10 protein-coding genes are annotated in these 12,533 nt (G+C 74.3%); 5 read left to right on the top strand and 5 right to left on the bottom strand.

Going from position 1 to position 12,533, the window contains the following annotated elements; translation table 11 throughout:
* The first annotated feature begins 159 nt into the window (after nucleotides 1-159).
* On the top strand, nucleotides 160-3,402 hold the full coding sequence (locus tag ACIQ87_RS35435) for a S41 family peptidase (RefSeq protein WP_402415195.1): 3,243 nt from the start codon (nucleotides 160-162) through the stop codon (nucleotides 3,400-3,402).
* 20 nt (nucleotides 3,403-3,422) lie between these two features.
* On the opposite strand, the gene ACIQ87_RS35430 is transcribed toward ACIQ87_RS35435, so the two are convergent.
* Nucleotides 3,423-3,635 (bottom strand): hypothetical protein, encoded by a 213-nt coding sequence (locus tag ACIQ87_RS35430; RefSeq protein WP_402415192.1) that lies wholly within the window; start codon nucleotides 3,633-3,635, stop codon nucleotides 3,423-3,425.
* A gap of 188 nt (nucleotides 3,636-3,823) precedes the next feature.
* Here ACIQ87_RS35430 and ACIQ87_RS35425 point away from each other — a divergent pair, with 188 nt between their 5' ends.
* The 3 genes from ACIQ87_RS35425 to ACIQ87_RS35415 all read left to right on the top strand — a co-directional run bounded on the left by ACIQ87_RS35425 (nucleotide 3,824) and on the right by ACIQ87_RS35415 (nucleotide 6,425).
* Entirely contained in the window at nucleotides 3,824-4,630 is an 807-nt protein-coding gene (locus ACIQ87_RS35425) for a phosphoribosyl-dephospho-CoA transferase MdcG domain-containing protein (protein ID WP_402415190.1), read from the top strand.
* A gap of 116 nt (nucleotides 4,631-4,746) precedes the next feature.
* Entirely contained in the window at nucleotides 4,747-5,286 is a 540-nt protein-coding gene (locus tag ACIQ87_RS35420; RefSeq protein ID WP_402415187.1) for a carboxymuconolactone decarboxylase family protein, read from the top strand.
* A 155-nt stretch (nucleotides 5,287-5,441) separates the two neighbouring features.
* A complete protein-coding gene (locus ACIQ87_RS35415) occupies nucleotides 5,442-6,425 on the top strand; it encodes a hypothetical protein (protein ID WP_402415185.1) in 984 nt (327 codons plus the stop codon).
* 69 nt (nucleotides 6,426-6,494) lie between these two features.
* Here ACIQ87_RS35415 and ACIQ87_RS35410 read toward each other — a convergent pair whose 3' ends face one another.
* From ACIQ87_RS35410 to snpA (ACIQ87_RS35395), 4 genes are all read right to left on the bottom strand, one after another.
* On the bottom strand, nucleotides 6,495-8,576 hold the full coding sequence (locus ACIQ87_RS35410) for a phosphocholine-specific phospholipase C (protein WP_402415183.1): 2,082 nt from the start codon (nucleotides 8,574-8,576) through the stop codon (nucleotides 6,495-6,497).
* 191 nt (nucleotides 8,577-8,767) lie between these two features.
* On the bottom strand, nucleotides 8,768-9,427 hold the full coding sequence (locus tag ACIQ87_RS35405; RefSeq protein ID WP_392881238.1) for a pentapeptide repeat-containing protein: 660 nt from the start codon (nucleotides 9,425-9,427) through the stop codon (nucleotides 8,768-8,770).
* A gap of 161 nt (nucleotides 9,428-9,588) precedes the next feature.
* Nucleotides 9,589-10,212, bottom strand: a complete 624-nt coding sequence (gene snpA, locus ACIQ87_RS35400) for a snapalysin (RefSeq protein ID WP_402415180.1) — start codon at nucleotides 10,210-10,212, stop codon at nucleotides 9,589-9,591.
* 312 nt (nucleotides 10,213-10,524) lie between these two features.
* Entirely contained in the window at nucleotides 10,525-11,166 is a 642-nt protein-coding gene (snpA, locus tag ACIQ87_RS35395; RefSeq protein ID WP_402415177.1) for a snapalysin, read from the bottom strand.
* 261 nt (nucleotides 11,167-11,427) lie between these two features.
* Here snpA (ACIQ87_RS35395) and ACIQ87_RS35390 point away from each other — a divergent pair, with 261 nt between their 5' ends.
* Nucleotides 11,428-12,447 (top strand): LysR family transcriptional regulator, encoded by a 1,020-nt coding sequence (locus tag ACIQ87_RS35390; RefSeq protein ID WP_402415174.1) that lies wholly within the window; start codon nucleotides 11,428-11,430, stop codon nucleotides 12,445-12,447.
* The last annotated feature ends 86 nt before the right edge of the window (nucleotides 12,448-12,533 follow it).

The following is a 12,533-nucleotide window of genomic DNA, read 5'->3' as shown; positions in this document are numbered from 1 at the left end:
GCACGCCGGAGCACGCGCCAGTGGGGGGGGAACGGCCCGGCCTGGCACCCAAGTTGGACTAGACCACTGAAGTGGATTCGACAGGGTGGTGTCAATGGTCCAGACCGGTTCCCGGCTTCTCCGGTTGCCGGGGGTGACACCCCGTCGAAGGATGGAGGGGTGACCCCGCCCGGCTACCTCCGCTACCCCCACCTGCACGGCGGCCTGCTCACCTTCACCGCCGAGGACGACGTCTGGATCGCCCCGCTGGACGCCGACGGCACCGGCACCGGCCGGGCCTGGCGGGTCGGCTGCGACCGCACCCGGGTCAGCCACCCCCGCTTCTCCCCCGACGGCACCACCCTCGCCTGGACCAGCTGGTTCAGCCTGACCCCCGAGGTGTGGACCGCCCCGGTCGAGGGCGGCCAGGCGAGCCGGCTCAGCTTCTGGGGCAGCCAGGACACCCGGGTGCGCGGCTGGCTGCCGGACGGCGAGGTGCTGGCCGTCACCTCCTACCACGAGCCCTTCGGCCACTACACCTGGGCGCACGCCCTGCCGCCGGACGGCTCCCCCGGCCGCCGGATGCCCTGGGGGCCGGTCGGCGACGCCCAGATGAGCCGCGAACGGACCGTGCTGCTCACCGGCGCCGCCCCGCACGAGCCGGCCGCCTGGAAGCGCTACCGCGGCGGCGCCACCGGCCGGCTCTGGGTGGACGGCGAACGGATCCTGCCCGAGCACACCGGGCACCTCGCCGCGCCGATGCCGGTCACCGGGGCGCCCGGCAGCCGGATCGCCTTCCTCTCCGACCACGAGGGCATCGGCAACGTCTACTCCTGCCGCCCGGACGGGACCGACCTGCGCCGGCACACCGACCACGCCTCCTACTACGCCCGCGAGGCCGCCACCGACGGCACCCGGATCGTCTACCAGCACGCCGGCGACCTCTGGCTGCTGGACGGCCTGGACGCCCCCGCCCCGCAGCGGCTGCACGTCCCGCTCGGCGGCGCCCGGGCCGGCCGCCGCCCGTACCAGGTCAACACCGCCGGCCAGGTCAAGGACCTCGCCTGCGACCAGAGCGGCCGGGCCGGGGTGATCACCGTGCGCGGCAGCCAGTACTGGCTCACCCACAAGGACGGCCCGGCCCGCGCGCTCGCCGACACCCCCGGGGTGCGCACCCGGCTGCCGGTGGTGCTCGGGCACACCGGCGAGGCGGCCTGGATCACCGACGCCGAGGGAGCCGACGCGATCGAGGTGGTGCCGCTGCCCGGCCACGCCGAGCCGCCGGGCCACCGGGGGTCGGACCGGCACCGCCACCGGCTGCTCGCCGCCGGACGGATCGGCCGCGTCCTGGAGCTCACCGCCTCCCCCGACGGCAGCCGGCTCGCCGTCACCACCTCGGACGGGCGGCTGCTGCTGCTCTCCGCCGCCGACGGCGAGGTCCGCGAAGTGGCCGCCTCCGGCTACGGGCCGGTCTCCAGCGCCCGTTTCTCCCCCGACTCGCACTGGATCGCCTGGTCCGAGCCGGTCGCCGGGCGCTCACTGCGCCGCATCCGGCTCACCCGCGCCGACACGCCCGCGGGGACCACCGACGTCACCGACGGCCGGTTCGAGGACGAGCAGCCGGTGTTCACCCGGGACGGCCGCTACCTGGCCTTCCTGTCCTGGCGCGGCTTCGACCCGGTCCACGACGTGCACACCGGCGACCTCTCCTTCCCGGTGGGCTGCCGCCCGTACCTCGTGTCCCTCGCCGCCGACACCCCCTCACCGTTCGCCGCCCCGGCCGAGGACGGCGCCCCGCACGGCGACGGCGGCGGCGACGGCACCGTCCGGGTCGACCCGGAGGGCATCGGCGAGCGACTGCTCCAGTTCCCGGTGATCGCCTCCAAGTACTCGGCCACCGACGCGGTGCGCGGCGGCCTGGTCTGGCTGCGCTGGCCGATCTCCGGCACCCTCGGACAGACCTTCGCCAGCCCGGAGGACACCTCGGGACGCCCCTCGCTGGAGCACTTCGACCTCGCCCGGGGCACCCGCAGCACCCTGGTCGACAAGCTGGACGGCTACGCCGTCTCCGGGGACGGCGGCTCGATCGCGGTCTACTCGGCCGGGGCGCTGCGGGTGATCCCGGTCGCCGCCCCCGCCGCCGGCACCACCGTCGACCTGCGCCGGATCACCCACACCGTGCACCCGGCCGCCGAGTGGCGCCAGGCGTACCACGAGGCGGCCCGGATCGTCCGGGACCAGTTCTGGGACGAGCGGATGTCCGGCCTGGACTGGCCCGCACTGGTCGCCCAGTACGAGCCGCTGCTGGACCGGGTCTGCTCCCCGGACGACTTCGCCGACCTGCTGCGCGAACTCCTCGGCGAACTCGGCACCTCGCACGCCTACGTCACCCCGTCCCGACGCGCCGAGGGCCCCGTCCTCGCCCAGCAGCCGCTCGGCCTGCTCGGCGCCAACGCCCGCCACTCCCCCGACGGCCGCTGGCTGGTCCACCGGGTGCTGCCCGGCGAGACCTCCGACCCGCGCGCCCGCGCCCCGCTGGCCGCCCAGGGCGTCCGGGACGGCGACGAGGTCCTGGAGGTCGGCGGCCGCCCGGTGGACCGGGTGCGCGGACCGTTGCCGCTGCTGGCCGGCACCGGCGGCAGCACCCTGGAACTGACCCTGCGCGGCGGCGGCCCGGACGGCCCGGTGCGGCGGATCGTGGTCACCCCACTGACCGACGAGCGGCCCATCCGCTACCAGGACTGGGTGGCCAGACGGCGCTCCCTGGTCCGGGAGTACAGCGACGGGCGGTGCGGCTACCTGCACATCCCCGACCTCGGCGGCTCCGGCTGGGCGCAGTTCAACCGGGACCTGCGGCGCGAGCTGGACAAGCCCGCACTGGTCCTGGACGTACGCGGCAACGCCGGCGGCAACGTCTCCGAACTGGTGCTGGAGAAGCTCTCCCGGCACGTCCTGGCCTGGGACTTCAGCCGGGGCCGCCGCCCGGTGCGCTGGCCCCGGCACGCGCCGCGCGGACCACTGGTGGCGCTGGCCGACGAGGCCACCAGCTCGGACGGCGACGTGATCATCGCGGCGATCAAGCTGCTCGGTCTCGGCCCGGTGATCGGCAGCCGCACCTGGGGCGGAGTGGTCGGGATGAGCGGGCGGCACACCCTCGGCGACGGCACCCAGATCTCGGTGCCGAAGAACGCCTCCTGGTTCGGCGGCGGGCTCGGCTGGTCGGTGGAGAACCGGGGCGTCGAGCCGGACGTGCACGTGCTGCGCACCCCGCACGACTGGGCGCGGGGGCGCCACCCGGAACTGGTCGCCGCCGTCCAGCTGGCCCTGGAGCTGCTGGAGGACGTGCCCGCCGCGGCGCCCCCGCCGGAGTCCACGCCCCGGCCGGACCTGCGGCGCCCGCCGCTGCCGCCCCGTACGGGCTGAGCCCGGGTTCGGCCCCCGGCTCAGTCCCAGGGATCGCCCTCGGAGGTCATGTTCTCGGCGGCGCGCCGGTCGGCCTCCTCTTGGGCGAGCTTCTCCTGCTGGTCCCGGGCGCGCTCGACGTCGTTGGTGTAGGCGTCGGCGGCCTCGTCGTGGGCGAGGGCGGCGCGCTGGGCGGCCTCCTGCCCGGCGGACTCGTGCTGCGGCCGGTGGAACAACCTCTCGAAGATGCCCATGACTCCTCCAACAGGGATGGACGGAAGGTCCGATGACCGGGCTACCCCACTCTCACACCGGGTGCCCACGGGCGCACCTTGAGCCTTTGGTCCCTGGTGGACGCGCCCAAGGGCCGTAGCCGGGGGCCTCCGGACGGGCGCAGATTGGGGCCGTCGGCGAAAATCGACGCCACCCTCTGGAGCCCGCTGTGACCGTCGTACACCCCGGAAGCCACGCCCGGCGCACCGCCGAGGACCCGCACGACGGACCGCGCCGGCGGGTCGGTCCGCTGGCCGCCCTGGACGGCCGGCTGCCCGGCACCCACGACCTGCTGCTGATGCAGTGCCCCAGCTCGCTGCGGCCCGTCGCCGGCGGGGAGCTGCCGGACTGGGCGCGGGCCGTGCTGCGGGCGCACCCCTGGGTCACGGTCGGCCGGGCGCCCGCCGTGGTCGGCAACCCGGTCGACCTGCCGCACCCCCAGCGCTGCACCCGGGACCCGGAGGCGGCGCCCGAGCTGTGGTTCCCGGTGACCGTGCGCGGCCCGCGCCCCGGACAGCGGATGGACGCGCTGGCCCCGTGGGCGGCGGTGGCCAGGACGCTGCGGCCCGAGCAGCTCGCCGAACGGCGCGAGCGGCTGGCCCCCGAGCGGCTGGCCGGCATCCCTGCCCTGGCCCTGCTGCCGGAGGTCGGCCGGCTGGTGGCGGACCACCGGCTTCCCTGGGGGCCGATCGGCGCGGTCGGCTACGAGCTGGGCAGCGGGGTGCCGGTGGCCGGGCCGCTCAGCCCGCTGCGGCTGGTGCTGCGCTCCCCGCAGCCGATCAGCCGGCGCGACGCCCTGCAGCTGCGTCGGGCGCTGACCAAGCTGCCGGTGCCCGTGCAGGCCGAGCTGGAGACCCGGCACGGCGCGGTCCAGCTGGCCGAGTACGCCTCCGGCGCCCACAGGCTCACCCTGCTGACCTCCGACGGGCCCCGGGAGGTCCACGACCCCTGGTTCCCCCGGGGGCCGTTCGCCTGAGCGCCCGGACCGGCGGGGCGCGCGGGTCCGGTCACGGCAATCTCGGAGTTGGCGGCCCGGCCCGGCACTCGTGAGGATGGAGCGCCGTCCGTCCCGCCCAGCCAAGGGAGCGCACCGTGCCGCACATCGCCATCGACAACGGACTGCCGGGGATCAGCGGCCTGCTGACACTGCGTCCGGACACCGCCGCCCCACTGGGGATGCTGGCCGACGCGCTGCTGCGGGCCCCGGCCCCGATGAGCCGGGGCGAGCGCGAGCTGGTCGCCGCGTACGTCTCCCACCTCAACGGCACCCGCTTCTGCGAGGGGGCCCACAGCGCCTTCGCCGCGGCGCAGTTGGAGGGCGGCGAGGATCTGGTGAAGGCGGCCCTGACCGACCTCTCGTCCGCGCCGCTCCCGGAGCGGATGCGGGCCCTGCTGCGGATCGCGGCGCAGGTGCAGGCGCAGGCCGCGCCGGTCTCGCCGGAGGCGGTGGCGGCCGCCCGCGCGGCCGGCGCCGGTGACACCGAGATCCACGACACCGTGCTGATCGCCGCCGCGTTCTGCATGTACAACCGGTACGTCGACTGTCTGGCCACCGACCTCCCCGCGGACCCGGGCTACTACGCCGAGGGGGCGAAGCGGATCGTCGACTCCGGCTACAGTCACGGGAACTGAGCCACGGGGAGCCCGACGGATCGGGCGGCGCCGTCCTCGGACGGCGCCGCCCGGGCGCGTCGCGACACGGCACGACGGAAGAAGCGGCCGACCGCCCGCACCGCCAGGATGTCAGCCGTCGAGCACCGGGTCCCCTGCCGAATCGAGGCTCCGCCATGAGTACTTTCGCGTCGGGCCGGCCGAGCGCACCGGCCGATCCCACCCCGCGCCAACTCGCCTCCCGCACCTCACTGTTCGTCACCGGGGACTTCCCCCGGCGGCGCTGGCTCACCCTGCTGCTCAGTGCCGCCGGCGGACTGCTGCTGGCGTACGCCTGGAACGCGAAGCTGGTCGACGACGAGATCGGCTTCAGCAGCGCCGACGCCCTGCTCGGACACGACGCCCACGGCACGCCGATCACCGGAGTGCTCTCCGGCATCCTGTTCGCCTTCGTCTCCGGACTGGCCGGCTCGTTCACGGCCTGCAACATCGCGGCCTTCGGCGCGGTCGGCCCGCTGGTCGGGCAGACGCCCTCGCTGCGCGGCAGGCTGCTGCACGTCGCCCGGCCCCTGGGGTGGATCTTCGCGGGCATGGCGCCGGTCTCCGCCGCCTACGGGGCGCTGGTCGGCCTCGTCGGCACGCACATGCCGCAGTTCTCGACGGCCGCGGCCAAGGGCCTGACACCCCGGTCCATCCAGTCGATGGTGACCTTCGGCCTGATCGGGCTCGTGATGATCGTGCTCGGCCTGGCCGCCGTCGGCCTGGTCAGGGACCCGCTGGCCGGCCTCTCCCGCCGCTTCCCGAACGCACCGCTGGTGCTCGTCGGCGTGCTGATCGGCGGCTTCCTGGTGGGCCGGCCGTACCCGCTCTTCCGCGACCTGTTCCGGCACGCCGCCGACAGCCACAACCCGGTCTACGGCGCCGGCGCGTTCCTGCTGCAGTCGGTCGGCAACATCGCGGTCATGGCGCTGCTGTTCGTGCTGCTCACCTACACGGCGGGCGGTCGGCTGCAGCGCCGGCTGGCGGCCGTGCCCGCCCGGATCAGCGTGCTGACCGCGGCGGCCTTCCTGGTCGCCGGGGTCTTCACCGTCGTGTACTGGGACGTGCGGATCCTGGGCCGGCTCGGCTACATCTGGTTCCCGCCCTCCCCCTGGTCCTGAGGCCGGCGGCCGGACCGCCGCGGGCCCCGACCGCCGGTGAGCGGTCGGGGCCGGCGGCGCCGGGAGCGGTCAGCCGGTGACGCTCGGCGCGCCCGTCTCCAGGTGGCCGGTGAACCGCTGGGACCAGCTGCTGTCGGCGTCCACCGTGACGGTGAAGTCGTACCAGCCGTTGCTGTACGCCACCGCGTTGAAGAAGTCGCTGACGCTGCCGCCTGCCGGGACCTGGTACGTCCAGGGGCCGTCCGTCCGGTAGTTGTTCGAGGCGATGGTGAAGGTCATCGGCGTGCTGCCGGAGTTGGCGAGCTTGAACCAGAGCGCGAGCCTGCCCGTCCCCGGCTCGACCGCGTACGAGGCGGTGACGGCCGCGTTCCTGCCCGCCTTGGTGAGGTCGCCGGCGAAGCGGCGCAGGAAGCGGTTCGGGCCGACGACGGTCAGGTCGTACTTGCCGTTGCCGAAGCCGTTGGTGCCGCAGTTGAAGAAGTCGGTGACGGGACTGCCGGAGTCGACTGTGTACTGCCAGGGGCCGCCGCTGCGGTAGGCGTTGGCGTAGGCCGCGAAGTGCGAGGCGCGGGCGGCGCCCTCGTTGGACATCTTCACCCAGACGTGCATGACACCGCTGGCGTCGGCGTCCCAGTGGTCCAGGTTGGCGTTCGGCTGGTACGGCAGGGCGCGCGCCGGGCGGGTGCCGGACTCCTGCACCGGCAGCTGGTTGTTCACCGGGGCCGGGTTGGGCAGCGGGCCGCAGGCGGACAGGCCGATGGTCTGCGAGGTGTCGGGCAGCGCGGGCAGGCCGTACACCGGGTTGGCGAAGTCGAACACGCTGGTCAGGTCGCCGCAGACGCGGCGGCGCCAGTCGCTGATGTTCGGGCAGGTGGCGGGCTTGCCGAGGGCGGCCGTCCAGACCTCCAGGAAGCGCAGCACCGAGGTGTGGTCGAAGGTCTCGGAGTTGACCCAGCCGCCGCGGGTCCAGGGCGAGACGGCGATCAGCGGGACGCGGAAGCCGAGGCCGATGTTGGTGCCGTTGTAGAACTCGCCGGGGGTGCCGGCCGGGGCGGCCGGCGGCGGGACGTGGTCGAAGAAGCCGTCGTTCTCGTCGTAGTTGAGGAACAGGACGGTCGAGTCGAAGACGTCCGGGTCCGCGTTGAGCGCGTCGATCACCATGTGGACGAAGTGCGCGCCGTCGGCCGGGGTGGCGTAGGGGTGCTCGGAGGAGGCCTGGTCGGCGACGATCCAGGAGACCTGCGGGAGGGTGCCGGCCAGCACGTCGGCCTTGATCGCGGCGGCGATGTCGTCCGGGGTCCGCCCGGTGGCCTTGGGCACCGAGCCCATGCCCTTGACGGCCAGCGGGCTGCCGGCCGGGGCGCCCGTGAAGTTGCCGAAGTACGCCAGGGCGTTGTCGCCGTAGTTGTCGGCGGCGTTCTGGTAGACCTTCCAGCTGACGCCGGCGTTCTCCAGCGCCTCGGCGTAGGTCTGCCAGCGCAGGCCCTTCTCGTCGCCGCCGTCGTAGGCCGGGCCGCCCGCGGCGCCGGCCGGGTCGATCTGGCCGGACCAGTGGTAGGTGCGGTTGGGGCCGGTCGCGCTCAGTACGGAGCAGTGGTAGGCGTCGCAGATGGTCCAGTTCTCGGCCAGCGCGTAGTGGAACGGGATGTCCTGGCGGGTGAGGAAGCCGAGCGTGCGGACGTTGCCCTTGGCGGCGACCCAGGAGTCCATCTTGCCGCCGTTCCACGCCTTGTGCTGGTCGGACCAGCCGTGGCTGAGGTCCCCGTTGCACTGGGCCAGGCGCTCGGGGTCGGCGCCGCCGGCCGGCTTGGTCTGGCTGAACTGCCACGGGTACTGGCGGCCGAACAGGCCGTTCGGCTGGTTGAAGACGCTGTAGCCGCCGGAGATCTGGATGGCGCTGCGGTCGGCGAAGCCGCGCACGCCGCGCAGCATGCCGAAGTAGTGGTCGAAGCTGCGGTTCTCCTGCATCAGGATCACCACGTGCCGGGCGTCGGCGATGGTGCCGGTCGTGCTCGGCGCGGTGGTGGCGGCGGTCGCGGCCGTGCCGCTCGGGGCGGCCCCCGCGGCGCCGGTGCCGGTGCCGGCCACGGCGAGGCCCGCCGCGGCGGCACCGGACAGCGTGACGAACTTCCTTCGACTCAACTCGGCCATCAGCCCGGCCCGTCCCTTCGCTGGCGATGTTGTGTACACAAGTCATGGCTCACTCGATCGCGCAGCAGTCTCCACCGCGCGCGAGGCGGCCCACCAGATGCGCGCGCCAGGGTTGGCGGACTGTTCGTCCGGGTGTCACCGGGCGACGCCCGGCTGAACGGGCGGAGGAGACCGGACACACGCCGGAGGGTTCAGCGGTCCTTGACCTCGATCCCCAGCGCGTGGGCGAACTGCGGCGCCAGTTCCAGCAGTTGGGTGGAGCTGATGACCGCACCGCGCAGCCCCTGATGGCCGTCGACCAGGCCGAGCCGGACGGCCCCGCGCAGGTCGGTCCGGCTCAGCGTCGCGCCGCGCAGCCGGACCTCCTCCAGCGTGGAGCCGGGGAAGGACACGCCCGTCAGCTTCGCCTCGCCGAAGTCCACGTCGCGCAGCAGGCAGTCCTCGAAGACGACGTCCCGCAGGACGGCCGAGCGCAGGTTGACCGCCTCCAGCTTGCAGCCGCGGAACACCACCCGGCGCAGCGCCGAGCCGTACCCGGCGACCCCGGCGAGCACCCCGCCGACGAAGGCGCTGTCCTGCCACTCGGAGTCGCTCAGGTCGCAGGCGACCCAGCGGCCGGCCTGCACCCACACCTCGTTGAACCGCGCCTGGCGCAGCTTGACCCCGCTGAGCGCGACACCGGTGAAGGCGCACTCCAGGAAGGCCGCCCCGGCGCCCGACTCGTCGGTGTGCTCGCCGCCGTCGAAGTGCGCGGTGTCGTAGCGCTCGTCGCTGCGCAGCGGCCCGCCGTGCGGGCGCAGCAGCTCGGCGTACGGGAGGTCGGCGAGCCGGTCGGGGACGGAACGGGGCATGGCGGTGGCTCCTGACGGTCGGAGTCGGAGGGGTCTCGCCCGCATGCTCGCACGCGGCACCGACAGCCCCCGGCGGCGCACCGACGCGGCGGTGCCCCGGACCGGCCGCGTCGGCGCGGCCGGCCCGGGGCTCACTGCCCTGGCCGTGGCAAGGCTCCGGATCAGCCGCGCACCCAGAGCGAGTTGACCCGGGTGCGCTCGGCACTGTTCGGGTAGGGGTTGGTGCAGGAGGTGCCGGGGCCGCCGCCCGACATCAGCTCGCTGCACGGGCCGGAGTAGTGGTCCGGCAGGCCGAGCACGTGGCCGGTCTCGTGCGCCACCACGCGCACCGAGCTGTACTGCTGGTTCTGCGCGTAGTCGAGGAAGACGTAACCGCGCCCGTGGCCGTCGGTGCTGGCGTAGGAGCCGCGACTGTCGTTGCCCTCGTAGTAGCGGAAGTCGGCGGCCGAACCGGAGCGCAGCTGGACGTTGGCGACCGAACCGTTCCAGATCTGCGCGGCCTGGGATATCTGGTTGCGGAAGGACGGGGCGGAGCTGGCGTCGTAGGTGACGGTGACGGTCGCGAGGCCCGGGTTGGCGGCCTGCTTGGCCTTGGCGGAGGCCATCACGGCCTGGAAGAAGGCCTGGTTGTCCGCCGCCTCCGCGGCCGAACCGGCGTACGTCGTGGCCGTGTAGCCCTGCACGGCCGGGGCGGCCGGTGCCGCGGCGGCGGCGGTGGTGGGCAGGACGGCGAGGCCGGCCGCGAGGGCGAGGCCGAGGGTGGCGGACAGCACGGATCGCTTCATGTGGGGGCTCCGATTCCTGGGGTGACGTGGCCGGTTGGGGGCCGGCCACGGGGAACACCTGGTCAACGGGTGGTGTCCCCAGAGCTTCGGGCAACCCGGTGCGTGCGCGGATGATGCCAACCCGCGATAACACGATCCAATACCCCGGCCGCGGAACGGAATTGAGTCGTCTTTTCCTCGCCTTGACTCATTCGTGCCCCTGGCATTCCGTTCCGGCGGCGACTAGGCTCCCGTGCGGGGAAGTACCCGGAACGGTGGGCCGCCCGATTCCGGCCGGGCGGCCCACCGCGCCGAACCCGCCTGCCGGGCGGGTCAGTCGCGCGCCGCCAGGCCGTTCGACCAGAGGTAGTCGACCTGGCTGCGCTCGTTGCCGTCGGGGTACGGATTGGTGCAGGACGGGCCGGGGCCGCCGCCCGACATCAGCTCGCTGCACGGGCCGGAGTAGTCGTCGGGCAGCCCGAGCACGTGACCGGTCTCGTGTGCCACCACGCGCAGCGAGCTGTACTGCTGGTTCTGCTGGTAGTCGAGGAAGACGTAGCCGTGGCCGTGCCCGTCGGTGCTGGCGTACGAGCCGCGGCTGTCGCTCCCCTCGTAGTACGAGAAGTCGCCGTTGCCGCCGGTCTCCTGGAGCCGCACGTTGCGCTCCGAGCCGTTCCAGATCTGCGCGGCCTGGGATATCTGACTCGTGAAGGAGGGCGCGTTCGCGGTGTCGTAGGTGACGGTGACGGTCAGCAGCCACGGGTCGGCGGCCTGCCGGGCCTTGGCCGAGGCCATCACGGCCCGGAAGAAGGCCTGGTTGTCCGCGGTCTCCGCGGCCGGACCGGCGGACGTCGAGGGGGTGTAGCCCTGGGCGGCCGGCCCGGCCTGGGTCGCCGAGGCGGCGGTGGTGGGCAGGACGGCGAGGCCGGCCGCGAGGGCGAGGCCCAGTGCGGCGGACAGCACGGATCGCTTCATGTGGGGGCTCCGGTTTCGCGGTGCGCCGGCTCGCCGGGGCCGGTGGGGGCCGGGCCCGGGACGGCGCACGGTGGGGGCCGCCCCGACGGTGTGGCCGGGGCGGGTTGCTGCCCACCGAGCTTCGACCCGCCCGGTGCCGTCACGGATGATGCCAACCGGCGATAGCACCGCCGCATGGCCGCCCGGCTCGCCGCGCGCCGGGCCGGTCGACCGGCCGGTCGGTCCGCCGACCGGCCCTTCGGCATGCCTTGAATACCTGTCATGTCCTTGGCGATATGGTGCGACGGCGTCTATGCTCCGGACGTGGAGCTCGACGTGAGACACCTCCGGGTGCTGTGCGCGATCGCCGACAGCGGCAGCCTCCGCAAGGCCGCGCTCCAGCTCGGCATGACCCAGCCCTCCCTCACCACCCAGCTGCACCGCATCGAACGGGCCATCGGCGGCACCCTGTTCACCCGCGAGCAGACCGGCAGCCGGCCCACCGCTCTCGGCCACTCGGTGCTCTCCCGGGCCCGGCCGGTGATCACGGAGATGGCCGCCCTGGTGGCCGCCGCCCGCCAGGAGGCCCGGGACTCGGCCGGGCCCGGCCGGCAGCGGCGGCTGCGGATCGGCAGCGTCGGCAGCCGGGCGGTCGCGGCCTGGCTGCGCCGGGTGCACGAGCGGCTGCCGGACACCGACACCACCATCCACGTGGACGTCTCGGCCGGCGCGCTGCTGCGGATGGTCGCCGCCGACCAGCTGGACGTGGCCTTCGTGCACGAGTGCGAGGGCTTCCCGCTGCGGGTGCCGCCGGACGCCGAGCACCGGGTGCTGATGGCCAGGGAGCCGCAGTTCGTCGCGCTCGCCGCCGGACACCCGGCCGCCGCCCGGCCGGTCGTCCACCTGGCCGACCTCGCCGAGGACACCTGGATGGTCGACCCGACCGCCGACCACGAGTACGCGGCGATGCGCCGGGTGTTCAGCGAGGCCGGGCTCAACCCCCGGGTCGTCCAGGTGCGGGACAACGCCACCGCCGCCGAGCTGGTCGCCTCCGGCGAGGCCGTCCGCCCGTGCCAGCCGACCTCGTTACCCGGGCCCGGCACGGTGGTCCGCCCGGTGCACGGGGACCCGCTGGCCGTCCGGCTGCTGTTCACCTGGCGTCCGCGGGTGCTCAGCCCGCCCGCCCTGGACGCGCTGTACGGCGAACTGCGGGCCGCCTACCTGGATCTGGCCAAGGTCAACCCGGCCTACCTGGACTGGCTGGCGGAGCACGAGCCGCTGCTGCTGGAACGGGTCGGCTAGCCCCGTCCTTCGCACATAACGAGTTCGGATGATGTGGTGATGCGACCGGTACCTCGGTGGGGTGCCGGTCGTTGAGCCTGGCGTGC

The organism is Kitasatospora sp. NPDC096204 (assembly GCF_044763205.1).
GTDB lineage: Bacteria > Actinomycetota > Actinomycetes > Streptomycetales > Streptomycetaceae > Kitasatospora.
This window is presented reverse-complemented; position numbering and strand designations above follow the sequence as displayed.